This window comes from Gordonia gummivorans (assembly GCF_022513585.1).
In the GTDB taxonomy this organism is placed as follows: domain Bacteria; phylum Actinomycetota; class Actinomycetes; order Mycobacteriales; family Mycobacteriaceae; genus Gordonia.
In genome coordinates this window covers 81,368-107,685 of sequence record NZ_JAKWBF010000006.1, presented here as the reverse complement: position 1 = coordinate 107,685, position 26,318 = coordinate 81,368, and the positions used below count along the sequence as shown (strand labels likewise).

14 protein-coding genes are annotated in these 26,318 nt (G+C 62.3%); 4 read left to right on the top strand and 10 right to left on the bottom strand.

Going from position 1 to position 26,318, the window contains the following annotated elements; all coding sequences use genetic code 11:
- The first annotated feature begins 229 nt into the window (after positions 1-229).
- Together MKW15_RS06575 and MKW15_RS06570 are read left to right on the top strand one after the other, a co-directional pair.
- On the top strand, positions 230-1,234 hold the full coding sequence (locus MKW15_RS06575) for an ADP-ribosylglycohydrolase family protein (RefSeq protein ID WP_240856789.1): 1,005 nt from the start codon (positions 230-232) through the stop codon (positions 1,232-1,234).
- A 324-nt stretch (positions 1,235-1,558) separates the two neighbouring features.
- Complete coding sequence (locus MKW15_RS06570; RefSeq protein WP_240856788.1) at positions 1,559-2,350, top strand: protein NO VEIN domain-containing protein; 792 nt, start codon at positions 1,559-1,561, stop codon at positions 2,348-2,350.
- A gap of 121 nt (positions 2,351-2,471) precedes the next feature.
- Here MKW15_RS06570 and MKW15_RS06565 read toward each other — a convergent pair whose 3' ends face one another.
- The 3 genes from MKW15_RS06565 to MKW15_RS06555 form a co-directional block, all read right to left on the bottom strand.
- Complete coding sequence (locus MKW15_RS06565; protein WP_240856787.1) at positions 2,472-2,618, bottom strand: hypothetical protein; 147 nt, start codon at positions 2,616-2,618, stop codon at positions 2,472-2,474.
- A gap of 67 nt (positions 2,619-2,685) precedes the next feature.
- Positions 2,686-6,075 (bottom strand): DEAD/DEAH box helicase, encoded by a 3,390-nt coding sequence (locus MKW15_RS06560; RefSeq protein ID WP_240856786.1) that lies wholly within the window; start codon positions 6,073-6,075, stop codon positions 2,686-2,688.
- An 88-nt stretch (positions 6,076-6,163) separates the two neighbouring features.
- Positions 6,164-7,816, bottom strand: coding sequence for an NERD domain-containing protein (locus MKW15_RS06555; protein WP_240856785.1), 1,653 nt, complete (start codon positions 7,814-7,816; stop codon positions 6,164-6,166).
- Between the two features lie 294 nt (positions 7,817-8,110).
- Between MKW15_RS06555 and MKW15_RS06550 the strand changes: the two genes are divergently transcribed.
- Both MKW15_RS06550 and MKW15_RS06545 read left to right on the top strand, forming a co-directional pair.
- Positions 8,111-9,631, top strand: coding sequence for a TY-Chap domain-containing protein (locus MKW15_RS06550; protein WP_240856784.1), 1,521 nt, complete (start codon positions 8,111-8,113; stop codon positions 9,629-9,631).
- A gap of 25 nt (positions 9,632-9,656) precedes the next feature.
- Complete coding sequence (locus tag MKW15_RS06545; RefSeq protein WP_240856783.1) at positions 9,657-10,166, top strand: 5' nucleotidase, NT5C type; 510 nt, start codon at positions 9,657-9,659, stop codon at positions 10,164-10,166.
- A gap of 24 nt (positions 10,167-10,190) precedes the next feature.
- Here MKW15_RS06545 and MKW15_RS06540 read toward each other — a convergent pair whose 3' ends face one another.
- The 7 genes from MKW15_RS06540 to MKW15_RS06510 form a co-directional block, all read right to left on the bottom strand.
- On the bottom strand, positions 10,191-11,105 hold the full coding sequence (locus MKW15_RS06540; protein WP_240856782.1) for an HNH endonuclease: 915 nt from the start codon (positions 11,103-11,105) through the stop codon (positions 10,191-10,193).
- Between the two features lie 43 nt (positions 11,106-11,148).
- The gene (locus tag MKW15_RS06535) at positions 11,149-12,063 is read right to left on the bottom strand and encodes a DNA-binding protein (protein ID WP_240856781.1); all 915 of its coding nucleotides are present in this window, start codon (positions 12,061-12,063) and stop codon (positions 11,149-11,151) included.
- A 196-nt stretch (positions 12,064-12,259) separates the two neighbouring features.
- Complete coding sequence (locus tag MKW15_RS06530) at positions 12,260-15,493, bottom strand: UvrD-helicase domain-containing protein (RefSeq protein ID WP_240856780.1); 3,234 nt, start codon at positions 15,491-15,493, stop codon at positions 12,260-12,262.
- Positions 15,494-15,495: 2 nt separating this feature from the next.
- Entirely contained in the window at positions 15,496-18,291 is a 2,796-nt protein-coding gene (locus MKW15_RS06525; RefSeq protein WP_240856779.1) for a PD-(D/E)XK nuclease family protein, read from the bottom strand.
- Between the two features lie 200 nt (positions 18,292-18,491).
- The gene (locus MKW15_RS06520; protein ID WP_240856778.1) at positions 18,492-21,485 is read right to left on the bottom strand and encodes a restriction endonuclease; all 2,994 of its coding nucleotides are present in this window, start codon (positions 21,483-21,485) and stop codon (positions 18,492-18,494) included.
- A gap of 3 nt (positions 21,486-21,488) precedes the next feature.
- A complete protein-coding gene (locus tag MKW15_RS06515) occupies positions 21,489-23,354 on the bottom strand; it encodes a site-specific DNA-methyltransferase (protein ID WP_240856777.1) in 1,866 nt (621 codons plus the stop codon).
- A gap of 64 nt (positions 23,355-23,418) precedes the next feature.
- Positions 23,419-26,307 carry an SNF2-related protein gene (locus MKW15_RS06510; RefSeq protein WP_240856776.1) on the bottom strand — a complete coding sequence of 963 codons (2,889 nt, stop codon included), beginning with the start codon at positions 26,305-26,307 and terminating at the stop codon, positions 23,419-23,421.
- Positions 26,308-26,318 lie beyond the last annotated feature (11 nt).

The following is a 26,318-nucleotide window of genomic DNA, read 5'->3' as shown; positions in this document are numbered from 1 at the left end:
GCTCCCTGAGGTGCGACAAGCGCGACCCCGCCCCTACCGCTCCCTGAGGTGCGAGCTTGCGAGCCTCGAAGGGCTGGCGACACGACGTCCCAAACCCTCGAGGCTCAGCCATCCACCGCTGGTCGAGCCGACACCGAGCCCCACCCCGCTGGTCGAGCCGACACCGAGCCCCTGGGCGAGGCGTCGTGTCGAGACCACTCACGCAGGCACCCAAAGAAGGGCCACCACATTGCACCTCTCCCCCACCCATTTCGACCGCGCTGCAGGCGTTCTCGTCGGCACTGCCGTCGGCGACGCTCTCGGCGTTCCCTACGAGTTCGACCGCATCGTCCTCCGCGCCGGCGAGGAGGCCCAGATGCTCGGCGGGGGTCTGGGCAACTTCGCTCCCGGCGAGTGGAGCGACGACACCTCGATGGCCGTCGCCATCGCTGAGGTCGCTGCCACCGGCGCCGACCTCACCACCGACGACGCACTCGACGCCATCGCAGCGAACTTCCTGCGCTGGCTCGACGACGGCCCGCCCGACATCGGTGTGCAGACCAGCCACGTCCTGCACGCCACACGCGATCGTTTGCGCACAGGCGAGCAAGGCCTCGGCCGCATCATGCGCGAGGAGTCTCAGAAGTACGCAGACCACCGCCCGCGATCCGCAGGCAACGGTGCACTCATGCGCACCGCCCCCGTCGCCCTCGCTCACCTCGACGACCGCGCCCACCTCGCCGAGGCCGCACGCGCGGTCGCCTCGCTGACGCACGCCGACCCGCTTGCCGGCGACTCCTGCGTCATCTGGTGCGAGGCCATCCGCGTCGCCGTGCTTGACGGTCGCTTCGACATCCGAGCCGGTCTCGACCTCCTACCCACCGAGCGCGCCGCTCAATGGTCACGATGGCTCGACGCCGCCGCCACCGACGACCCGAAGTCGTTCAATCCCAACGGCTTTACCGTCTCCGCACTACAGGCTGCGGCTGCCGCCATCATGCAGACACCCGTACCCGCCGACACGCCCTCAGAACACTTCCAGCACTCGCTGCACAACGCGATCCGCATCGGCCACGACACCGACACGGTTGCAGCCATCGCCGGCGGACTTCTCGGTGGTCGGTGGGGCGCGGAGGCGATTCCCGCAAGCTGGCGCAGCGACGTCAACGGCTGGCCCACACGAGGAGATCGACCGAGTGACCACCAGGATCTCGTCGCGCTCGCCGCTCAAGTTCGGCACATCATCGAGCAGTAACGCCGCAATCGAGGTTGCGATCAAGAACATGACAGTTGACACCCACCACAGCCGTGGAAATCGAATCACCCCGCTCAAAGCGGCCTGGTGACGGCACCGACTCTGGCCAGTTCCGACGATCAGTCTGGATAGATGAAGACGGTACGGATGCGAACTCGGCGTCGTGGCTCAGCTGCTGACCTTAAGCACTACCAACGCGTCTGATTGGAGACCCGCACGATGGCGGCGACCGCACCCGAGATGCCCAAAGACACGCGAGACATGTGGATACCCCCATCAGCATTCCTCCTTACGTGGAATCCGGCCCGCACCTCCGATGAAGGTATGGCCGAGGCGATAGTCTCAACCGCGTCGGGTGTCCCGTGGACTGAGAGTTGGTCCACTGGTGGGCGGCGCCAAGGTATCGAGCCCGGCGACCGCGTTTACCTGCTTCGTCAGGGGACCGCCGGTCGTGGAATCGTCGGTAGCGGGATCGCGATCTCACACATCGAGTCCGACCAGCACTGGGCCGACAGCTCCAAGACCGCGAACTACATTGACGTCGAGTGGGATCGCATCGTCGCAACAGAGGATCGACTCGACATCGAGGATCTGAAAGCGGCATTCCCAGGGCAGAATTGGAGGCCACAAAGCAGCGGCACCCAAGTGCGCCCAGAAGTGTCCGCGGGCGTCGATCAGCTGTGGTCTGAGCACATCGCCCAGACACTGCCACCTGCCGCGCCGGGAGGCGGCCAGGGACACCAGACCCTCACCGCGATACGAATCAAGATCGAGATGGCAGCCCAGAATCGCCTGATGGCACACTTCGAGTCAGAAGGCTGGACAGTTGAAGACACCCATCTGACGCATCCGTACGACGCCAAAGCCACCCGTGGGCGCGAGGTCTGCTACCTCGAGGCCAAGGGCACACAGTCGAACGGGGCGACGGTGATCGTCACGAAGGGTGAGGTCGACCATGCTCGGAACAATCCTGGCCGGTGCGTCATCGGGATCTGGTCCGGCATCACGTTCGACGGCGACGACGTCGATGAGCTTTCTGGCGACTTCCGGGTGATGCCGTTTGAACCCCGGTACGAGGAGCTGACGGCGAAGACCTTCGACTGGACAACTCCGTAGAACTCCTGCTCGGTTTCGTGCCTGTCCGCCGCCTATCGGTGCTCGCGGACCTCGCCATCGCGGCGGCTCCGCCGCAGATGTCGGCTCCAAGGACTGCTTAGCCACTCCAGTCCGGGGCAAGTTACTCTTGCCCCTCGCTATCGTCGGATTCCGTGGGGAGACTCGCGTGAGCGCGGTCGGCCTGCGCCATCTCGGCGCGGATGACACCCACTCGCTGCGCGGTTTCGGGGTCAGCCAGCATCTCCGCGAGTCGCTCGTTTCCACGCATGAAACAAACATTACTTCGAAACGATATTGCTTGCAGGCGATATCGGTGCTGGTCGCTATCTGGCTCCCTACGCCAACATCTCCCGAATATCCGCCGCGCTCAACGCGGTTCCGAATAGCTCCCCGTCATCCACGACCGCGTCGAACAGGGCTCGCTTGCGTTCCTGGAGTCGCACGACGCGTTCTTCGATGGTGTCCGCCGACACCAGTCGGTACACGTTGACGGGACGCTGCTGTCCGATGCGGTGGGCACGGTCGACGGCCTGCGCTTCGGCGGCCGGGTTCCACCAGGGGTCGCACACGAAGCAGTAGTCGGCCTCGGTCAGGTTGAGCCCGAACCCGCCGGCTTTGAGGCTGATCAGGAAGACCTGGTTGACGCCGGAGGTGAACTGCCGCACCGCTTTGTCGCGCTGCTTCGCCGACATCGAGCCGTCGAGGTAGCTGTAGGTGATACCCGCCTCGTCGAGGTGGGCGCGCACGATGTCGAGGAACCGGGTGAACTGGCTGAACACCAGCGCGCTGTGTCCCTCGTCGACCAACGCCGGGAGCTGCTCGGACAGGTAGTCCACCTTGGCCGAGTTCACCGCGTTGTGCGACGAATCCACCAGCGCAGCATGCAGACTCAGCTGGCGCAGCATGCTCAGCGAGCGGAACACCTGGAAGCGGTTCTTCTCCCAGTCGCCGAGCAGTCCGAGCACCTTCTGCCGTTCTCGTGCGAGCCGGGTGTCGTAGATCTTGCGGTGCTTCGACGACAGATCCAGCACCATCGCCTGCTCCTGCTTGGGCGGCAGGTCGATGGCGACCTGGTCCTTGGTGCGACGCAACATCAGCGGCTTGATCCGACGCCGCAGCGTGTCGAGACGCTCAGGTGCCGAACCGGATTCGATGGGTTTGCGGAAGTAGTTGGTGAAGGTGGTCGGCGACGGGAACAGGCCGGGTGCGGTGACCGACAGCAGCGACCACAACTCCATCAGGTTGTTCTCCATAGGCGTGCCGGTGATCGCCAACTTGAACGGCGCCTCGATTCGACGCGCGCACTGGTGTGTCTTGCCGGTGTGGTTCTTGATGAACTGCGCCTCGTCGAAAATGACACCGTTCCACTGGAATCGGTCGAAGTCGTCGAACCCTAATCGCAGCAAGGTGTACGACGTGACGACGATGTGCGCGCCGTCGACCTGCTCGTCGAACGGGATCTCGCTGCGCTTGCCCGTCGCCGTGACCGCCGAAACCTTCAGCCCGGGAACGAACTTACGACACTCGGCGACCCAGTTGGGCACCACGCTCGTCGGCGCAACCACCAGGAACCGCGACGTCCGATCAGCGTCGACGGCACGGGCCACCAACGCCAACGTCTGCACCGTCTTACCCAAACCCATGTCGTCGGCGAGAACACCGCCAAGCTCGTTCTTCCATAGGAACGACAGCCAGTTCAGGCCGTCTTGCTGATACTGCCGCAGGTCGGCTTTCAGCCGCTTCGAAGGCTTCACCGGTCGGGGCGGCCTGGCTTTCGCCAGCTGTGCCATCCGTTGACGCCACTGCTCGAGTTGTTTGTCGATGACGCCGAGAGCGAGTAGCTCCTCCCAGAATGTCGCATTGAGGCTGCGCGTGCTGACGCGGTCGGCGTCGATCTCACCGAGCGTGCGAGCCTCGACGAGCAACTCGGTGAGCCGCAGCAGCTCGGGAGTGTCGAGCGCGATGTACTCATTGCCCGGCAACAGCATGTGTGTTGCCCCGGTGGCCAATTGGGCGATCACGTCCGCGATCGGGAGAGTCAGTTCGCCGACGGTGACTGTGACCTCGAGACCGAACCAGTCGTTTCCCGGCTGGTCGTCGGCGCTGAAGGCGATCTCTCCCTGATGCGCCGCTGGACGGTACTCGTCGGCGCACCGGTAGTCGACGCGGATGTCGGCCTGCTCGCGCATTGCCGGAATCACTTCGCCGCAGAGCACGGCCAGTTCCGGCTGTGTCAAGGTCATCGGGTGGCGCAGCATCGTCACCGACGCCTCGGCCACCGCGTCAAAGTGTGTGGCAGCTGCGTCGAGGCGTTCGATTGCGTCGATCGCGTCCTGGGTGGGAGCGCGCCGAGCTTTGGTGACCAGCCGCAGGATCGTGTGATACGTCCAGTGGGAGTTCAGGAATGCCACCGTCTGCATGTCGGGTGTGATGCGCGTCCACAGCGCGTCTTCGGCGGACTCGTCGCGGTAGGCCGTGGCACCGATGGGCTGGGATGGGTCGAACACGACGTTGGCGTCGTTGACCCGATAGCCGACGCTCCAGGAGTAGCGAGCACCATTCTCGGAGTCGGTGACAGTCAAAACCGCTTCGGGGCCTTCAACTTTCGGTGGCGTAAGCACACCGTCGGCGACTGTCACAGCGCGACGCTGCGAAAGATTGGGCAGCACGTCGAGGCTGAACTCGGCGAGGTCGGCCGACGGGATGACGATCTCCGAACCCTCTTGCAGCGCCTCGAACTCGCGTGCTGTCACCGACTGCTCGAGCGGCGCGAGCGTCAGCACTCCGTCGGCGATGCGCCACACCCCGTGCGGGTCGGGCAGGCCGATGGTGTCGACATCGGCGGCGTCGACCACCTCACCGTCGATGACGAGTTCCCCGAACAGCTGGGCACCGTCGGGATGTGCGGTGATCGCATAACCCAGCGACGCCCGACCAACCCGGATCTCGTTCACGCGCAGCGACGGTTCGGCGATAAGTTCGACGCCGTCGGAAACGATATCGGCGAGTAGTCGCCACAACGCGCGGGGCGGAGCGGCCAGCGACACGGTGTCGTCGTTGGACGAGTAGCCGTAGGCTCCACCGGCCAGCACGCGATACATTGCGCGCAAGGAAGCCTGCTGGTTGGGGTCGAGCCCGGCGGCGTAGGGCGACACGACGTCGCGCCACGTGGCACCGGTCTTGATCCAATTGCCGCGAGCGCCGACCGTCATCGGGCGCAGGGTCAGCACACCGTCACCGTGGCGTGTCGGCGTGGTCCGCCCGACCGCCAACGCCAACGGTTTCCCTCCCGAGTTCGTCGACGCCGAAGAACCGCCGACGATATCTTTGACCGCCGAGCGCCACGTCCGCGGCAGCGGTGTCACTGTCGTGGACGGAGTTGACGCGACGATGCCTGGCAGCGCAGGTGCAGGTACTGCGGTCGCTCTGCTCACCGCCAGCAACAACGCAACCACATGCTGGCAGTCGGTGCGCGCAGGGCAGGTGCACACCGTGTGACTGATGCTCGCGACCGCGGGCTCGCCACGGAAACGGATATGTTGTCGGTAGGTGTGATAGCGGCCTTTAATGCCCGCGACCGTGCCGGTCAGCGTCAAGCCGTCTTCCGACCACTCGTGATCCTGCACGCTCCGCCCACTCGATGATGCCCGTCCGTTCGCGATGGTGTTGGAGGTGAATCTCCTGCCCAACTCGGCGACACTGACGGTGAGCGAAGGGGTGGTCACAATGGTCGAGAATACTGCGCGTGACGGCCGGAAACAGGCTGCACACGGGGGTGTCGCAGCGACCGAAAGAGCCCTCTGACCTCGCGCGTCACACCATCCCCAAACGCCTCACCACTTCCCCACCGCCGACTTCCCGCACGAACTCCGGGTCGCCGCACACGACGAGCTGATCCCGCGCTCGCGACAGCCCGACATACAGCCGCTCCCGGGAGCGATCACGCGGTTTCGACTCGTTGAGCGCCAGCACCACGACGCGTCGTTCGAGCCCTTTGAAACCCAGGACGTGCCCGTAGAACACCTGCTCGGTATCCCAGAACGTCGCCCAGTACGACTTGTTGCCCTCGTTCTGCCGCTCCACCTGCTCAGGGTGACGACTCCCGGTGGTCAGCAGCGCGATGTCCTCGGCGCGCCAGCCTTGCTCCATCAGCGCCTCGACCTCGTCGTCGGCCATGCCCAGCGCGTCCTCAGGTGCGCACTGGACGAACCGCACATCCGGGCCGTCGCCGCCACGCAGCTGCATGCGCTGTCCGACAAGCGGTTTGAATGCTTCGGCGATCTGCTTGGTGTTACGCAGATTATGGTCGAGGATCAGCGGCACCAACGGAACCGGCGGCGACCCCTGGCGATCGAACACGCGCTGCCCCTCATCGCTGAACACGTATATCCCGCTGGCATCCTCGTCGCGGAGGCTCGCGAGCAGCGGACGCCACCAGGAGTCGGCGAAGTCCTGCGCTTCGTCGACGACGATCGCGTCGAACCGCTGCCCCGGCGGCAGCTCCAGCGCTTTCTCGAGCATCAGCCGTGGGAGGTCGTGCTCCCAGAACTCCGACGCCGCCTTGGTCCGTTCGAGCTCGTCGGGCCCGCTCGGCGCACCCCACTGCACACCGAGATCGTGGAACTCGCCCACATAGGCCGGACGCTCCTGCCGCTTCCACGTCGCGGTGAGCCGCTCAAGGTACGACGCGAGGCCATGCGAATAGCAGATGAGCGCGACACGCAGACCCGACTTCGCCAGTCGCCGAGCCTGTTCCACCGCCAGGAACGTCTTGCCGCTCCCCGCGCCGCCACGGATCTCAACGCGGTGCAGACTCCGGATGGCCCCCAGAATCACGGCCTGATGTTCGGTCAGCGAATCCGCGACATCCTCGTTCTCCAACGCCCGAGCCACGACGTCGCGCTGCGGCAGACCCCGACCACCCAGCGCCGTGCGCAACTGCTCGATGCCGGCCGCGTCGATGACGGGTAGGTCGCCACCCTTGTCCAGCAGCACCTTCCTGATCAGCGGCATCAGGTGATCGAGCTGGTTTCGATCGATCACCTTCCACCGCGGACAGTCCGGCACCGCAAATGCCGGCTCGAACTCGGTGTTCGGAAACACCACCACGTGATCCCACCGCACCCGGCCCTGCGTCCAACCCGGATCGGATTCGACGAACTCCCGCAACGCATAGCACCCGGACCGCACCTGCGCGACGGGGTCAATCTGCTTGGGCTGCCCCACTCGTTCCTGCCACCACGACTCGCCGTCGTGCCAGACCGTGCCGCCCTTCACCTCGACGCACACGATCCCCGCACCCTCGATGGCGACCACAAAGTCGATCTCGTGGTCCTTATCGTGGTCGGTGACCCGCTGACCGGCGACGACGAGATCCTGGTCGAGCAACTGCTCGGTCAGTAGATTCCACACCTTCTCCTCGCTCGACGCGGCGAAACGCGGATTCTCGGGGTAGGTCTGCACCATCCCGCCATGATGCCCGAAACTGTCGTACCCCCCTCCTATTCTGAGGGTGCAAGTTGATTCCCGACCATCAGCCGGGCGTGGGGAGCGTCAGCCCCCTACCACTGGCTGCGCGAGGAGCGACACCCCCCGCCGGCTGAGGTGCGAGGAGCGATAGCCGCCGGGCTGAGGAGCCCCATGCGAGGTACGAGCATGGAGCGTCTCGAAGTCGACGAGCCTCGAAGCCCTGGTGCAGCGACCTCGGTAGCCGACCAAGCACTACTGATCAACTGTCATCCACAGAGAGGAGGAGCCACCATGACCGGCGCCAATTTCGACACCCTCGTCGACGACGCCTGGCGGACGTTCCGCAACGACCTCGCTGACCGTCTCAGCACGCTGCCAGTCGGCGGCGAGCTGACTGTCGCACAGTCCGACGAGTTCCCGGAGGGACCGCACGGCGTCATCACCTTCACGGTGACCCGCGCGCACCGCGTGCGCGCCACTGTCCAGGTAACCGATCTGCACAGCACCCGGGAGTTCTGGGTGGTCAATGTGAAGCAGATGCAGGGAGCCAACTGGCGACTCCTGAATGGCGGACGCCTGATCTACGAAGTCTCGCGCCGACGCGTCGACGAACTCGCCCACCTTGCGGTGTGGACGTTGCGCGAGATCTGGGAGGTCGTCCATCCGGCGATGCTGGCCGACGCCGCATCGATGCCGCGCGAGGCGTCGCTCGCCATTGCCACCGTCCCCGATTCGCGAGATCACCTGCTGCGCTGCGTCATCGAGGTGATCTCCGACATCGCCGGCCAGCACATCCAGCCCGACGCCGACGGCGACATCGCCCTGCCCACCAACACCGCCCCATCGTGGCTTCGGGTGCTCGGCGAGGAACCAACGGTGGAACTGTTCACGACGCTTGTCGACGAGGTGCCCGACACAGCGAAAGCTGCGGAATACGTTGCTACAGAATCGGTCCACTTTCCCGGCGTGAAGCTGGTCCTTCACGAGACCTCGGTCATGGCGTTCATGACCGTGAACGTACGAGTGTTTCATCGGGTGAATCTCGTCAACGCTCTCGGCTGCTGGTTCGAGTTCATGACCGACTCCGCCCCCGAGGTAATCTCGGCGATCACCCACGCGGACAACCCTTCTGAGCCCGAGGACGGCAATCTGCCCGACCCGCTGCAGACGCTCGTCGTGCTCGATGACGACGGCACCTCGTTGAGCGCGCACGAGGTCGCCGTGATCTGCGACCAGGACCAGTCCGCCATCCTCGACTACATCCGCGTCACCCAGCAGCAGTCGATCGAGTGGAGCAAGTCGGCCGCCGAAGCCGAGGACGCCGGTGACGCCGAGGAAGCAGCCGCCTGCCGACACGAAGAACAGGTCTGGCGCGCCACCACCGAGCAACTCCGCGCGGCGCTGCGCCTCGTCGTGCTGGGCGGTCCGGCCACGATCACCAGAAAGGTTGAGATGAACCCGAATCCAACGCAGCCGACACACCGGCAGCACCCCCGCAGCCTGGTGCTCACCAACAGGCACGACAGCGACGGAACCGTCTTTCGAGTGATCGAACTCGACGACAACGGAGCGCTGCGCATCGAAGGCCACGACATCGGCCGCGGCGTCGAGCGGTTCTTCGGACACGACGAGTACGAGTTCACAAGGACGTTCTCGACGGAGGACACCACTCGGCTGCGCACGCTACTCGGGCTCAACGCCGACGACGATCTGCTGACGACAATCGCCCAGCGTTTCGGGGACACCCCGACGCTGGAGCAGTTCCTGACGGACTCCGGGATCGAAGGAACGCTCTTCAACCGAATCGGGTAGAGAGTCCTACAACGAAAGGAGACCCATGACCGGACCCCATAACGTCACAGTCGATCCCGGATCACCGAAGAAAGTGCTCTACATCGACATGGACATGGACAACACCCTTGTCGACTTCCGGTCGGGCATCAACCGGCTCAGCGACGCAGACCGCGCGAAGTTCAAGGGCAGGTTCGACGATGCGCCTGGGATCTTCTCGCTGATGGACCCGATCGACGGTGCACTCGATGCGTTCCGCCAACTCGCCGAGGCCTTCGACACCTACATCCTGTCGACGGCACCGTGGAACAATCCGACCGCCTGGACCGACAAGCTGTTGTGGGTTAAGCAGCACCTTGGCGAAGACAGGAACTCGCCCGCCTACAAGCGACTGATCCTGTCGCACCACAAGAACCTCAACCACGGCGACTACATCATCGACGACCGAACGGCACGCGGCGTGGACAAGTGGGAGCAAGGCAAGCACATCCACTTCGGCCAAGATCCGTATCGCAATTGGAACGACGTGCTCGCGTACCTCCTGCCGCGCGCATAAACGACTGTTCGAGGCGAACACTATTCACCCAGCTGTCCTAAACCGCTCGTAGCTCAGCTCCAGCAACTCGGGGTCTGGCTGCTCAACGCGTGCACGTGGTAGCACCATCAGCTTCTGTCCGTGCCGTTCCTTCAGGCCGTGCTGCAGCATCGGTCCATCGATCTCATCGAGCAAATCCTTACGGATCTCGACGACCTTGTTCGGCGTGATCCCCAGAATGTGGCGATCATAAGCTGCATGGTGAATCTTGCACAGCGCAAGACCATTTCGGACCGAGGCGATTCCCGACTCATGTGAGTCCGGAACGATATGCGCAGCATCGAGGAGTTCTCCGTGCCGTAGAGCACAGACAGCACAACGCGTTTCGTAGGCGCGCATGACAGTCGCACGAAATACCGGCTGATGCAGGCGCCGCTTGGATTCAACCTGCACGTACCGCTTAAGCGGCTCGGCAGTCGGAGGGCCGTCACGAAGGATCTGGGCGACGTCGTCCGGCGCAAGAATGAACTGATGACTCTCGGGCTCTTCGCGCACAATGTAAATCGGGAAGATCGGCTTGTACAATGCTGTGCCCACGCCGAAGAACCAAATTAGCGGCTGCCCATTCTCCATCGCGCGCCGCAGGGCTCGGTTCTCCGGATGCTCGGGATCATCCCCTCGCCATTTGTAGCTGATCGACCCGTCGTCACCGATCTCGTCCGCATAGGGTCGCTTAGCCTCGTCAGCGCTGTACACCGTGCGGATGGAGAGCGCGCTGTCTAGCTGACGCGGCTTGCGAATCCCGCGCTGGGCGTCCATGAGGCGAAATCGATCACCTCGAAAGGTGAACTCGAGCAAGTCGTCCGATCGGAGCGCATCGAGACCGTCCTGGCTACGTCGTGTAAGCCACCCCATCGCTTCGAGCCGCAGGTCGCGGTCGAACTCCTCCTGAGTCGTCACATTTCCCTTCCTGCACCAATGCAGGCGCGTACCCGGACTTCAATCATTCCTGCCCCGAAACCTCGCGTGCCAGGGTGATCAGACTCTTCCCCTCGAAGTACCACACATCTCCGCCGGGGATCGAATCTTTGTCCACCCCTGTTGCTTCGGCAATGACGTGCCGAGCAAGGTTTGTCGGGGTCCAGGTGCGCCCTAGCACCGTTTCGGCATTCCACTGGAGAGGTTTGTCCTTGTTGCGAACCCACGTTGATAGACCTCGCTCCGGAGCCTCGGCAACCCACTCTTCCACCTGGTCGACGAGCTCAGCGGACAGCGAGCCACGGAGTCGGAGTGCGATGCTGGCGCCTTCGGGGATCGCCCGGTTCTCGTGCAGTAGATAGGTCGATCGAGCCGCACGTTTGCGCTCTGCGATTCGAGTCGAGGCTGACTCAACCGCTGCGACACCGGGAGTCAGGACGCGAGCCGCCGGATCATCCGGCGGGAACTGCCGCCGAAAAACGACGCATGGCTCCGATCCGTCCGCCAAACCGTGAAACAGGTTGGCTGTGTGCATTTCGAGGACGAGCTTCGGAGCGATCTCGGACAACCACGACACCGTTGTAAGCGTCTGCGCCGCATACGACTCGGCGATGAGGACAATTCGTGGCGCCTTAAGAATGTCGTCGTCCCAGTCATCGCTGACGTGATCGACCAGTCTGTTCAGGGCGTCTTCTGTCGACGTTTCGACTCCAAGCGTTCCCAAGTACTCTGCATGCGCGTCCGCCAACGTGTGCTTGTCGAAACCTGCGACGAGCGCAGCGTAGGTGATGGCCTGGAGGTGGATGCGGGAATCGTTGCCGCGTTTGAGTTCGACGACGACGAGTTGTCCTGAGGTATCAAGTCCGAGGATATCCAGACGCTCGCGTGCCAGATCGCCATCATCCGACGACCATTGGGCGTACTGGCGGGTCACGACCATCACGCCCTCCCCGAGGACGGATGGGTTATCGCAAACCCACTGTTCTAGATGCGTGGACTCCAGGTAATGCGAGGCAGCAAGTGTGCTCGGTTCCAGAGGTCGCGATCTAGCGCCATCAACCGACAGGATATGGATATCGGAGGACATGCCGTCAGTCTAGGGGTACCGGTTCCGCAAAAAGGTTGATCGCCCGGGCTCACTTGCTGATGGTCCGTGCGAGGACCGATGCATCCCCCACTCGACAGAACACTAACTCGAGCCTCGACACTTGCTCCCCCGTCGCACGCCTGAGCAGGTCAGCGTAGATGGAAAGCTGTGTCCAATACGCTTCCAACGTCGCCTCGGCCACCCCGACATCAGTCTTGTAGTCGACGATCACCAGGGACCCGTCGTCGTCGCGGTAGATCAGGTCGGCGATGCCTTCGACAACGGTCTCGCCATCAGGGCCGACCCCGGCTAGCTGCATCTCGCGCCAATGCTCACGTTCCGCGGAACGTCGAACAGGTTCAGATGCCAACGCGGACTGGACGAGAGCGACGAATCGCTCGACATCTACCATGGCGGCGGCCGATGCGGCCGCGCGCGCCGTCTGATCGACAAGCTGCGGGTCAGCATCGAACCTGACGCTCTCCAGTACGGCATGAAGTGCGGTTCCCAGTGTTGTGCCGTGGTCAGCGCTGTCAGTTCCGCCAGCCACCCTTTCGGGCGACGCAGCCGCCGTCAACAGACCCGCATCGCGGTAGCTCCGAAGAATCGACTCCACAGTCTCGTCTTCGCCGTGCGCGATCCTGGTCGCCGAGTACGACGCTCTCACCGACGACGCAGACTCGATAGCTGCAGTCTCTGCCAACCACGCAGCCCACGACTGCCGCGCCTCCTGACCGACTTCCTCGTCGTCGCGGCGCTCCGGTTCGACGAGGTCGGGCACCTGGTTCTGCAGGCCATCGAGGCCGGGCGCCAACGTTTCACCCCACGACCTTCCGCGCTTGCCCACATACCCCGACACCGCCAGATGGCTTTCGGCGCGTGTGCACGCGACATACAGCAACCGGATCTTCTCCGCCTCTGCGTGGATCTTCTCCGCATCGGCAGCATCGTCGTAGCCGGCGGAGGTCGCGGATGCGGAGATGCAGGCTTGCAGTGTGTCGTTCTCGTCCCACAGCACCGATTCGGGTTGAGTGCGGAACCCACCACTCATGCCCGCAACGATGACCATCGGGAACTGCAGACCCTTGGCCGCGTGAATTGTCATGATACGCACAGCATTCACACCGATCTCCGGGAGTACCGTCTCGGCGACACGTGCATTCTCGTCGGCCTGGGTGGAGGCCCAATCAATGTAGTCACGCAACGATCCGCGATCTTCGGCGTACCACGCTCGGGCCTGGTCGATCACAAAGCGCAATCGGCGCCAGACGTCGCGGTGTCGGGGCGAGTCCATCGACACCTCGAACACCCGTCGATCGGTTGCGATCCGGCTGAGCAGCGCGGCCGGATTCAGATTGCCAAGCTCGAAAGCCACGCCCCGCAAGTAGGTGAATGCCGCCGCGACTGGTGAGTCATCCAGTCCGAGGGGAAGATCGGTGAAGATGCGCCATCGGCCGTCGGCGGCCTTCCAACGAAGCAGGTCGTCGTCCCCACACCCGAACAACGGCGTGCGGAGAGCGCCGACGAGCGCGGCCTCGTCGGCGCTGTTGGACAACGCTCGGCACACGAGGAGCAAGTCGTGCACTTCTTGCGTGGAGTACACCAGGCTCGACGCCTCAGACCGAAACTCGATACCCGCTGCGTCGAGACTCTTCTCCAGAAACGGCAATATCGCCCGTGACGGGATGAGGATGCACACGTCTTTCCACTGCAGTGGCGTGTGCTTATAGTCCTCGCCGTTGAGTGTTTCTTTGCACCAGCGATGTTCGACGGCGGTGGCGATGATGCGTGCTACGTCCCGGGATTCGCGGGCACGGGTGGCCTCAGCGACCGAGAGCGATTGCTCGTCAGCGACCGGCTCGTCGCTGTCGGGGAAGACGAATGGGGTTGGTCCCCAAATGAAGTCCCAAGATGGCCGTCCGGGCGCGGCATCGAGTGGTGTGTAGTCGGGTTGAACTCCCGCGGAGGGGACGATCAGCGAACCGAATACTCTGTTGACCCAATCGATAACAGGTAGCGTCGATCGGAAGTTGGTGGTCAGCTGAACGATGTCGGCCGCGGGCGCGTGGTCGCGGGCGCGCATGTAGGCGGTGATGTCGGCACGACGGAAACGGTAGATCGACTGCTTGGGATCACCGACGGTGAATAAGCGCCCGGATTCGTCTCTGCCGGCGACAATGCGTTGGGCCAATTCCAGCTGCAGTGGGTCGGTGTCTTGGAATTCGTCCAGCAACACTCGCTGGTAGCGGCTATGAGCTGCGGCGGCGACGTCGGGGAAACCGAGGACGTCGCGGGCAAGGACAAGCAGGTCATGGAATTCGAGTTGGCCGCTGCGCCGACGTTGGGCGGCTTCGTCGACAACGATCTCCGCGATATGGCGGACGACGACCCGGATGGCTCCGTCAATGTAGGAGCCGACCACTTCGGGGCAGATCTCATCGCGCAACTCTTTGATCCGGGCTTTGATCTCTTTGACCCGCTTGGCGCCGCCGACCCAGTTGTCTTTGGCACCGCCGCTGCCCGGTCCAGGGCATAGGCGAACCATCGGAATCCAGCCCGTCGCATCACGTTCCGCTGCGACGAGGATTCGCCATTCGCGGAGTTCCTCAAGCTTCGCGGCGAGCTTGTCGCTCACGTCTAGGCAGTCATCGAGCGAGCTTACGATGTCGTCGGCTTCCCAGAGGATTCGGTCGATGTCGGCGGATGCAATGCCTAGCGGGTTGTCGTCGAGAGTCAGCCGATCCCAGTTACGGTCAAGCGCGTCGGCGAGTCCACGGATCTGGTCGAGCGAGGCGCCCGTCGCCATGACGATGCCCATCGCGTCGACGAGCATCGGTGGCGCTTCGTCGGTGAACAGCCTCGTCCGCATGCGTCGCCAGCGCCGTTCGAAGGACAGCTGCGATCCCATCGCGTCGACCACGGCGATGCGTGGCGGTACCCCAGCTTCGAGTGGATGCTCGCCGATGATGCGGGCCGCGAAGGCATGCAATGTTCCGATGGCCGCGGTGTCGATCTGCTCGAGAGCTGTTCGCGCCAAGTCTGAATCGTGCTTCGCCAGTTCGACGCGGACGCGTTCACGCAATTCGGCCGCGGCCTTCTCTGTGAAGGTGATGGCGGTGATCGCGTCGAGTTCGACTCCATCGTGCAGCACCAGTTGACAAATTCGATTGACCAGCGAATGCGTTTTCCCGCTGCCCGCACCGGCTTCGACGAACAACGTCGTAGCGGTCTCGGTGGTGATCCGGTTACGGGCTGCCTGGTCAGCAAGGGCGAAGGTGGTCATGCTCAGCCTCCATACTTCGCGAGGTAGTCGGCGAGGTCATCGACGTTCTCCAGGTTCGCCCAGGCGCGGCGCAACCCGGCACGGCCAAGAAGGTCGACGACCGGCAGTTCCCAGTGAGTGTCTTCGATTTTCGGCGGAAAGTGTCCGGCGGTGATGTGGCGGTAGACCAATTCCATGTCAGCTGCGAGTGTCCCGATCACGTCATCGGTCACTGCATAGCCTATGGATTTGAACTGCCCCTTGGCGGTAACGAACCAGTAGCGCGCTTCGACGTTGTCGCCCAGCGTGCGTGCGAGGATCCCATAGACCGGCAACTGGAACTGCAAGCCACTGTTGGTCGGGGTGTCGTCGCAGAGGTCGCGGTACTTGTCGGCTTTTCCGGTCTTGTAGTCGGTGACCCGGATGCGCCCGTCGGCGTGCTTGTCGATGCGGTCGATTTGCCCGCGGAATCGGATGACACTGCTGGACAGGTTCAATGGCACGTCGTGTTCGGTGCCGAAGTCGCGTTCGGCGGCGGTGGGGCGCCAGCCGGCGATGTGATCGTCTGTGTCGTGGTGATACCAGTCAGCGAGGTCGCGTGTGATGACTCCGCGGTCTTTGGCCCAGAGTTGTTCAAGCCACCCAGGGCTGTTGGCTTGGGCTTCGTCGAGGAGGTCCTGGGCGATCTGATTCAGGCGACGGTAGTCCAGTTGTGCGCCCTCGATGGTGTCGAGGACGTAGCGTTCGAGGATCTTGTGGATCAGGGTTCCTCGTGTCAGCGCGTCGATCTGTGCGATTTCGTCGGGGTCATCGAGCGCTTGCAACCGCAGAATGTGTTCCAGGAAGTACTGATACGGGCTTGCGACCCATTGCTCAAGTCCGGTCGGCGAGACCGGATGATCGAAGGTAGTGATCAGTTCGCGGACTGACCCAAGGTTTCCGTTGAAGCGAGTGAATCGACCGTTGAGGCGGTCACTGCGCATCTCCATACCAAGGTTGATTGTCGGATCATTGAGGGTGCCGCGTCGTCGGTTGGCTGGAACAGACGCGAGTTCCCGGAGACACCATTCGGTTTCGGATGCTGCCGAAGCTCCGATGCGGTCGTCGGCTCGCTGCGCTGCGACATCAAAAGACTCGACCGCCACGATTGTCGACACACCTGCGGTTTGCTGTTGCCAACGCACAACGTCAACGTCGCGGTTGGACAGGTTGGCGAGGGCCGGGATGAGCCAGCGCGAGGGCACTTTCTCGGCACCGCCACGGAGGTTGCCACGTGGGAAGCTGACTATCCGTTCGTTGTGACCGGCGCTGACGGCGCTCGCGAAAGCGTGGTACTGCGCCTGGATGTGATCCCGGGCGGAGATACCCACCAGTTCGGGTGGGAGCAGCGGGTCATCGCGGCGCGGTTGCGGCACCAATCCTTCGGCGGCGCCAACGACGATGCTGACGTCTAGGTCGCGGCCCGCAGCCACTGCTATAGGTGCCACCGTCACGCCCTCGCCAGACGTCCCGTGCGTGCCGCGATGGGCGCGCAGTCGAACCGCCACGGCATCGAGCACCCGGGCACCGTTAAGTGGCGGTGCGATGCCATCCATATGGGCGAGGTCGGCGCAATCGGCGCGGATGGTTCGGAGGTCGGTGATCGCGATGTCGGAAGCCGGTGTGCGGAACTGGGTCTCAATGAGGGTGCCGAGTTCGCGGGCGACAGCTTCCCAGGTTGGCGAGGCCACGATATTTTCTAATTGCGATTGGAGTTGCTTGATGTAGGTGTGGACCGCGACGGCTGCGGGGTGGTGCTTTTCGTGGGCACCGACCTGCGTGAGTCGTTGCCAGTCGCTACCGCCGACGATGGGTTCGTCACGCCGAGTGAGAATTTCGAGGCGATGCTGCGAAATGGGCTGGTCGTTGACCTCGGGGCGTCGAAGTGCGCCCTCAGCAAGGAGCGTGAATAGTTCGCGACGTGGCATCTTCTCGTGGTCGAGTTCGAGAAGGCCGAGCAGCGCCCGACCGGCAGGGCGGTCGACAAGGGTGTGGCACGCGGGCGCCGTGAAGCCAATGTGGCCGGCGGAGAGATGCTCGTGCAAGAGCGGCAGGTAGGGGTCGTCGGCAGGATAGAAGATTCCGATCCGATGGCCTGGAACGCCATTGGCGAGACGCTTGCGGACAAGCCGAACGATTGCACGTACCTCGTCGTCGGCGTCGGAAGTATGGACGACCTGGGTCGGAGTGACCGTTGGTTCGGCCTCGACGACGGCGACCGGATGCAGGCGACTGATGAATGCCCGCTCGGCCGCCGCGGTCGGCCGCAAGCAGTACAGGATGAGCGAGCCAGGGGCGCGAGTGTTCTGACCCGCGGCCGTGAATGCCTCGTGCTGGAGGTAATAGCGGTCCGAGAGTCGCTCGACCACGATGCGGTATACGCGGAGCAGGTCTGCGACCAACGGCGTCGGGGACTCCATCGCGGGCTGCCCCAGCGCGGTGAGTTCCCATGCAGCGCCCGCGAGCGCCTGAGCGGTAATCGGCTCCTCTGCAACATCGCGAAACAGGCCTGGTTCTTCGGCGAGGACGCGCTGAATAGCCGCTTCGAGTAGCGGATACGGTAACGCCTCCCGCGGCGCGAGAACCGGAGCTGCGCATTTGCTGACCAGCCGCGGAACAGTGAGGACCTCGATGTTCGCGACCGTCCGCGTGCGCGCGAGGTGGTGCAGAACGTCTCGGCCGGCGCCGACACTGGGCACGACGATGGTGACCGAGGCCAGCGGGTTGCCTGCTTTCGCCTCGGCGACGGCACCGGGAAGTTGGCCGAGCTGCGTGGTCATGGGGACATCATTCCGGGTTGGTCCGAGGGGCAATCACGCACCGTGAGAAGTTGCTGTGAGGTGAGCCCTTCGGAGTTGGTCCAGTCGTTGTTGGACTCTGTTGCTCGAGTGTTCGAGCAGGAAGAATCTACGACGACAAGACATCGAACAAGCGCCACCGGCACACAATCCGAACATCTGTGGAAAGTGGATGTCACTGCTCATCCAAGGTTCCAGTTCCCTGGCGTGCTCACGGCGTAACCAGACACTTCTGCAGAACCGATGCCCAGCTGCTTGAAGTGCTCACCTGCCGCCTTGATCTTGGCGTTCTCGGTCGGGCGACGCTTCGACTCGTCGAGTGTGCTCTTGGTCTCGCGGATCATGTAGATGCGGTTCTCGCCATCTTCTTGCTTGATGATCGCCCAGTCCGGGTTGTAAGGACCGACCGGCGTTTCGATCTTGAACTTACCGGGGAGCTTCATGAAGAACTTCACGTCTTCGCGAGAGTCGAGCAACTCGGCGAACTTTCGCTCAGGTGCTTCGGCTCCGTCGGAGTCGATCTGGATGTAGTTAAAGTCGGTCTTGCCGTTAGCGTTGCTCGACTCGAACGATGTGACCTCATAGACGCGGTCCATGAAAAGGTCGCGAGCTTCGGCGCCGTCAGCCTGGAGCTCGCGGAGCTCGTAGACGTATCCACCGACCTTCTCGTACTGCACGCCCTCTTGTACGGACGCAGCGACGACGTTGAGGAGGTGGCGCTTCACCATGGCGATGAAGTCGTTCGGGTTCCCGATGAACTCGTTCAGCTTGCCGGAACGAGTCAGCACGTCAACCAGGGTCTTGCGCGTCAGAGACGTTGCTTCCTGCAGCTCGCTGATGATGTCAGGCAGTTGATACGCCCCAGCGAGCTCGGCCGAGCGGGTCGCGGTCTCGCGGGTCTTGGTGCCACCGCGAACCAGCTTCACGCCAGCACGGGTCACCTGGACACGAAGCGGGTGAATAGGCTGCTCAGCCTTGATCTTGTCCACTGCTTCCGCGATGACCTGTTCACGATCGAGTGACACCCTGTAGGTGGTCCGTTGGGAGATGGTTCGCCAGAAATCCTCGAACCAGGGGGAGGTGTAGATCTCCTTGTTAAGCTTGCGCGCGACGCGCTTGCGCTGGGTCTTGACCATGCGCTCGATTCGGCAGTCGAGCATGACCTGAATCATGTCGTCCTGAGGCCAGAAGAAGTCCGGTTTGGGGCCGAGCGTGAACCCGAGCGTCTCGGGGCGGAAGTTGGCAGTGACCTTGCCTTCCTTGTCGAGGAAGCTTCGCTCTACCAGCTCGTCCCAGATCAACTTCGACCCAGCAAACCCGAGGCGCTTTTCTTCCCCAGTCGTGTCGTCGACGGTCATGATCTTGGCGAACTCGCCCACCCGGACAAGGCCGATACTGACTCCGGACTCGCGGTACTCCCTCTGGAGGCTGTCGGCGAACTCGCGATACGACTCATTGGCCACAACGGTCAACTGGGCGATACCTTGATCAGGAACGCGTTCACCCGACTGGTTGACCGGCAGGCGAAGTCCACGTCCGATCGTCTGCCGTCGCTCGGCGGCCTCGCCCATCTCGCGCAGCGCGCAGATCTGGAAGACATTCGGGTTGTCCCAACCTTCCCGCAGCGCAGAGTGGCTGAAGATGAAGCGGACCGGCTCGTCTTGATCGAGCAGCTTCGCCTTGTTGCGCATGATGAGTTCGTAGGCGTCGTCGTCGGCCTTGGTCGTGCCACTGGTGTCCTTGAACGTGTCGTTCTGACCCTTCTTACCCTTGAGGACCGAGAAGTAGGCACGGCGATAGTCCACCGGGTCGAGCGGAAGTATCGCGGCCCACTGTCGGCTCTTAGCTCGCTCTTCAACCAGCAGCTCGTCGAACCACTTCACGAAGTCGCCACTGGCGGTGCTGTTGTCGTAGCCCTCACCGAGGAAACTTGCGACCTTGTCGACGAAGAACAGACTGAGCACCTTGATGCCGTGCGGACGAAGCATCGTCTCCTTGCGGAGGTGTTCGCGGATAGTCTCTCGAATCATTTCGCGGTAGATCGAGTCGTTTGAGCCGCCGATGGACTCACCCGCGTTCAACCACCCGTGCGGAAAGATTTCAACCGATTCTGGTTCGATGCTGAGTTCGTTGAGACGCCAGCCCTCATAGGCGGAGTTCTTCGTAACTACGGCGAGGTCTTGACCATTCTTGACGTTGACGGACTTGCGCTCGATCGAGCCGTCGGATTCCTTGCGGACGGCCAACTCCATGCGCGCCACGAAGCCTTTGTCGTTGCGAACGTGTTCGAGCCTCACATACGGCGCAGCGTCGGCGCCCTGCTGGACTGCCTCTGCGACAACAATCTGCTTCACGAGGCCGAGGTCGTGGGCATCCACAGGGTCAAGTCGGTAGACGACGTTGCGGGTCTTCCGATGCGTGGCAGAAAAACGCAGTGTGCAGAGCGGGTCGAGTTCCCCAACCGCCGACTGGCTAAGCAACGATTCCATGTTTTGCGGTTCGTCCATGATGACGACCGGGTGGGTGGCCTTCAAGTAGTCGATTGGGCGTAGTCCGTTGAGCTTGTCGCGGGTCTGGTGAATGACACGGGAGTTCTTGTCACCGCGGAGTGCGTGGATGCTCATCACCATGATCTGAACGCTCGTACTGGTCGCGAACGACTGCACTTCCTCGGCGCTCGAACCGCTGTAAACGGTGGCGTCGAACGGCTCGGCGTAGAGATCCTGGAAGTGCTTGGCCATCAGCTTGATACTGGTGGTCACGCCCTCTTTGATCGGAGTGCTCGGCACGAGGATCACGAACTTGCGGAAGTTGTACTTCTGCGCGAGCTCGAAGATCGTCCGAAGGTAGACGTACGTCTTGCCCGTTCCGGTCTCCATTTCGATGTCGAAGTCGAGCGCGTCACCAGCGAGTTCGCTCACGACTTCGAGACCATTGCGGTCCTGGACCGCCTGCAAGTTCTGCAGCAGCGCCTCGTCGTCAAGCAACAGGTTGTTACCGACTGCGCCGACCTCTCCAGCAATGTCGAGCGCCTGCTGACCGCCGGGCGTAGGCAAAGTGCCCTCGAGCTTGATCTCTAGTGCGTCTGCGTCTACAGGCTGGCCCTCGAACAGGTCAACCACCGAGGCGATCGCTTCTTGCTGATACGGCTGCTTGGGATCAAACTTGAACTCCATCGCTTAGGCCGTCCACAATTCCACGCCGCGCGTCTTCGCTTCCTGCACCAGGTTGGTCTTCAGCTCGTCGTCACCCTTGAACGCGTCCTCCAGAATGATGAACCTTGCCAGGTCCTCGCTGCAAAGCACGGCCCGCAATTGCTGCAGTGTTGGCTTGATGTTCTCGTCGAGGTAGGCCACGACCAGGCCGCCACCAACCGTCTTGAGCTTGAGCCCGTCGACCTCAGCGTTGCCGATCTGCTCGGTCAACGCGTAGCCCTGCTTGAGCAGAATCTCGCTGAGCAGCTCATCGGCTGAAGCATCGTCAGTTGCGCTGTCACGAAGGCTGAGCAAGTGCCGCTGTAGCGCGTCCTCTTCAACGTCGCTCGACAGCCGCCACTTCGAAAAATTCGTATCGGCCAACTGGTACGCGCGGAATCCTGTGTCCACTGTCTGAGCGGTGACCTCGTTCTTTATCTGACTACCCGCCAGCTCAAGTCGCCGGCGTGCGATGTCGGCCAGCGTTGGGAACCCAGCTTTGTAAGCCGCAGAGTTTTCACCGGTCGGTTCCGGCAGCTGCACTTGGATGTGACGACGGGTTCCGCCATCCTTCGCATTCGAGGCCATCACTGCGTGTCCGGTTGTAGCGGAACCAGAGAAGAAGTCGAGGACGATGTCGCCATTGCCAACCCCAGCAATCTGTATCATTCGCTCGATCAGCCCGATCGGCTTCGGCGTATCAAAAGGCAGAACACCGTCAAAGAGAGCCTTGAGTTCGCGCGCAGCATCGCGAGTGACGCCAACCTCCTTGCCGAACCAGATCGATTCAACGGCGCGGCCTTCGACGGTGTCGAGGTAGATCTTTCGCGTGATCTTGGTTTCGGCCTTGTCAAAGACGATCTCACCACTTTCAATCTTCGCGGCCATCGTCTCCCTGCTCCATCGCCAGCCATTCTCAGGCGGCTCAATCGTCTTGCCACTCGGAGTCTCAAGCGGGTAACGAAGATTGGGTCTGTAGAGGGCGTTTCGAACGTCGCCCGCGCGCCAAGGGCCACGAGGGTCGTTGTCAGGATTCCGATAGTTGACGTTGTGCTCAGCAGTGCGTTCAAGCGCATGTAGCTCAAACAATTCGCTGCGACGATAGCAAAGAATAACGTTGTGGTGCAGAGAGACCGTGTTGGTGTAACCCTTCGGCTGAATGCTGTGCTGCCAGACGAACTCACCCACGAAGTTTGACGCGCCGAACACCGTATCCATGAGCAACCGAAGGTTCGCGTCTTCGTTCTCATCAATGCTGACAAAGATGACACCGTCATCCGTGAGCAGGTTCCGCGCGAGTTTGAGGCGCGGATACATCATGGTCAGCCAGTTGGAGTGGTAGCGGCCCTCGGTCTCGGCGTTGGTCGTGACCTTCTTGCCCTCCTCGTTGACCTGGCGTGTCCACTCGAGGTAAGTGTCGAGACCCTCTTTGTAGTTGTCTGGGTAAACGAAGTCCTTGCCGGTGTTGTACGGAGGGTCGATGTAGATCAGCTTGATCTTGCCGTGGTAGTGCTTCTGCAGGATCTTGAGCACTTCAAGGTTGTCACCCTCGATGAACACATTCTTCGTCGTATCCCAGTCTTTGCTATTCTCCACATCGGGCTTCAGCGTTGCCGTCGTCGGCTCCTGCGCTGCGCGAAGGGCTCGCTTCTTGCCCGCCCAGAAAAGGCCGAACCGCTCGCGGTCGTCACCGGCGTCATCCCCGAGGATTTCTTTGATTTTCTCTACATCGACCTTGCCGTCGGCGATAGCCTCAGGGATCAGCTCCGAGAGCTGAGCAGCCAGTTCTGTCTTGAAGTCGGGTGTGCTGCCCGGTGTTTCGTAGATGTCTTGGTGATCGTCGTTGGTCATTGTTTGGTTCCTCGGTTGTTCCCTTACGGGTTAGTAGTCGGTGTCGTCGCGGTGGTAGTTCTCATCAGGTGACCACGTTCCAGCGGATGTTGAACAAGTGCTTGATGGTCTGTGTGCCCTTGAGGGTCTGCTCGATCAGCTCGAGGTAGTGGTCGGCTTCCTCGCGCATCTTCTTCCGAGCCATGCGCGCCTCTTCGTCCTCGTCCTCTGCGCGCTCGGCCCACTTGCGGGCTTCCTTCTTGAACTTGAGCTGCTGCATCGGGTCGTCGGTAGTTCGAGCATTCTTGCGGGCTTCTTTCTCCTTGGCCTTGTACTCGCGGATCTTGCCCTCAGACTCGGCACGGCGATCCTGCTGGTTGCGGTAGAGCAACTCTTCCTGTTGGTCGTAGTAGCGAGAGTTTCTGCCCTGCACCTCCCGCTCAAGGTGGCCGCGGCGCTCGGCAAGGTACTGCTCGAACTTGGCGTCGTCGATGCTGACCTGGGCGCCTTCATCTATGCAGGCCAGATCGAGCAGGTCGGCGGCGTATTCGTGGTCGAGCCACTGACCGTCATCGGCCACGCCTCCGGCGAGCATGTAGGACTCGCTGATGTCGTCGTTCTTGGCCTTCATGCTGAACGTGATGAGCTTGACCGTGAGTTCACCCGACTTGCCAACAAGTTCCTTGACTGCGGTGCTGGCCCGCTCGGACTTGCTAAGGCTGAAGGTAAGTTCCCTGGCAGGGGTGTCGACGGCCTTGGCGGACTCGACAACGTGGCCCGCAAGTGGTCCGGAGAATCGGTACTGGTGGGCGTTATCGAGCGGTTCAGACCTGAAGTAATAGCGACCTGTCGGCGCGTCGTTGACCGGCGACTCGCGAAGGAGGAAGCGGCGTCCGTCGCCGTCGAAGTCTGCACAGTCGGCCAGCTGGCGCTTCGTAATCGCGAGCAGCAAGCGCTCAAACTTGTTGAGTACCGCTCCGGACTGGGCGTCGTACGACTTGAGTCGGTCCTGGACGTTGGGGTCGAGGTTGTCGAACACCTTGGACTTGGCGGCCGCCATCTCTGAACTGATCTCGCCTGCGTACTGCTTCTCGAGTGCCTTAAACGCCTTATTGATATCCGCGTCGCTGCGGGAGTTGCTCAAGATTCGGTTGATGGTCTTCTCGAAGTCGAAGCCGTCCTCGATGGAGCCGAGCACTTCGTCCGAGGCTCCGAAGACACCTTTGAAGAGGTGGAATTTGTTGGCGAGGAGTTCGAGAATGCGCGCCTCCGCCGCGTTGCCCTTGTTGGCGAAATTGGCAACAACGACATCGAACTTCTGCCCGAAGCGATGGACGCGGCCGATCCGCTGCTCAACACGTTGCGGGTTCCAGGGAAGGTCGTAGTTGACGAGCATGGAGCAGAACTGGAGATTGATGCCCTCGGAGGCTGCTTCGGTGGCGATCATGATGGTGCCTTGATCGCGGAAGTAGTCGACAAGTGCCTTGCGCCGGTCCGCGGCCGGGATGCCGGTGATGACGTCGCCGTCCTCGTTAGCTTTGAGCCACTCGCGGTAGATCTCGTTGGCCGCGGCCGAGTTGTTGGTGCCGTTGAAGAGAACGAGACCCTCGCCACGGCCCGCTTCGGTCAGTGTGCGGGCGATGTAATCCTGAGTTTTGGTGGAGTCGGTGAAGATGATGGCCTTCTGGGGCGCCCCGAGTTCCTTGAGCCGTTCGAACCCTCGATCTAAAGCTTCGGCGAGCTTCACGGCTTTCTGGTTGACCGTGATCGACCGCGCTAGAGCCGCGTAGCTGCGGAGTTCTTCGACCTCAACCCGCATCGCTTCAAGCGTTTCGTTGCCAAGATTCGCCCCAGCCGTCGGGACGAACTCCGTTGACGCTGAGCTTGTTTCGAGCTCTTCGACCTCTTCGTCGGTCAGGTCGTCGGTATCGAAATCAACGAGGACCAGGCCGCCTCGGCTGTCTCGACGAATGCCAGCCTCGACCTCCGCGTCAAGCCGGCCTGCAATGCGTTCGAGCGTGCTGGCCGTTGCGTAGGTGCTCGATCCGAGGCGCTTGCGGAGAATCAAAGCTGTCAGGTGACGCTGGGAGTTCGAGAACGCGAATAGCTCGTCTCGCTGCAGGTAGTCGTTGACCTTGTCGTAGAGCTCGATCTCGGCAGGGCTGGGCATGAACTCAACGGTGAGGGGCATGCGCTTCGTGAAGTGGATGTACTTCTCGGCGTCACGCCGCAACGTGCGCTTACTGATCCCGGCGACACGCTCGACGAGGTCGTCGTTGTCGCCTAGGCCCTTGGCCTTGACGTACCGCTCACGGAATGCGTCGAGTGAGTAGAAGTAGTCGGGGTCGAAGACGCTGACGAGCCCGTACAGCTCCTCGAGGCGGTTCTGCAGTGGGGTCGCCGTGAGCAGGATGGTCTTTCTAGAACCTCGAACGATATGGCTGATGGATTCGGGGGCCTTGTTGCGGCCAGTGTAAAAGTTGCGAAGCCGGTGGGCTTCGTCGCATACCACCAGATCCCATTGGCGGAGCAGGCTCGTCTCGTGGCGGAGTGCGAATTCGTAGGAGCAGATCAGCACCTCTGCGCCTTGGGCAGCCGTTCGCGCTAGCTGTTCGTCCTTGAGCTTGGGGTCGAGCAGCTGACTGGGAATCAGGAACTTCTCCATGAGCTCCTGTTGCCACTGCTGGCGCAGACTGGACGGCGCAATGATCAGGATTCGCCGTTTGCGCTCAGCCCAGTACTGCGTTATGACGATGCCAGCTTCGATCGTCTTCCCGAGGCCTACCTCGTCGGCAAGGATGACGCCGTTGAGGTACGGGGTCTGAAGCGCGAAAAGGGCCGCATCGATCTGATGCGGCTTGGGCTCCACCTGGGCATCGAATAGAAGGCCTGCAATTTTGCCGACGTGGTCGTTCGCATAGGAACGCTGAAGCTCGTAGGCGTAGTACTTCGCCTGGTATGCGTTCAGCCCCATCTGAGTCCTAT

What these genes read in the sequence shown, in the direction of transcription:
- MKW15_RS06570 (WP_240856788.1), top strand. Translation starts at nt 1,559, where the DNA reads ATGGCCGAGGCGATAGTCTCAACCGCGTCGGGTGTCCCGTGGACTGAG.
- MKW15_RS06565 (WP_240856787.1), bottom strand. Translation starts at nt 2,618, where the DNA reads ATGCGTGGAAACGAGCGACTCGCGGAGATGCTGGCTGACCCCGAAACC.
- MKW15_RS06555 (WP_240856785.1), bottom strand. Translation starts at nt 7,816, where the DNA reads ATGGTGCAGACCTACCCCGAGAATCCGCGTTTCGCCGCGTCGAGCGAG.
- MKW15_RS06550 (WP_240856784.1), top strand. Translation starts at nt 8,111, where the DNA reads ATGACCGGCGCCAATTTCGACACCCTCGTCGACGACGCCTGGCGGACG.
- MKW15_RS06545 (WP_240856783.1), top strand. Translation starts at nt 9,657, where the DNA reads ATGACCGGACCCCATAACGTCACAGTCGATCCCGGATCACCGAAGAAA.
- MKW15_RS06535 (WP_240856781.1), bottom strand. Translation starts at nt 12,063, where the DNA reads ATGGTCGTGACCCGCCAGTACGCCCAATGGTCGTCGGATGATGGCGAT.
- MKW15_RS06530 (WP_240856780.1), bottom strand. Translation starts at nt 15,493, where the DNA reads ATGACCACCTTCGCCCTTGCTGACCAGGCAGCCCGTAACCGGATCACC.
- MKW15_RS06525 (WP_240856779.1), bottom strand. Translation starts at nt 18,291, where the DNA reads ATGACCACGCAGCTCGGCCAACTTCCCGGTGCCGTCGCCGAGGCGAAA.
- MKW15_RS06520 (WP_240856778.1), bottom strand. Translation starts at nt 21,485, where the DNA reads ATGGAGTTCAAGTTTGATCCCAAGCAGCCGTATCAGCAAGAAGCGATC.
- MKW15_RS06515 (WP_240856777.1), bottom strand. Translation starts at nt 23,354, where the DNA reads ATGACCAACGACGATCACCAAGACATCTACGAAACACCGGGCAGCACA.
- MKW15_RS06510 (WP_240856776.1), bottom strand. Translation starts at nt 26,307, where the DNA reads ATGGGGCTGAACGCATACCAGGCGAAGTACTACGCCTACGAGCTTCAG.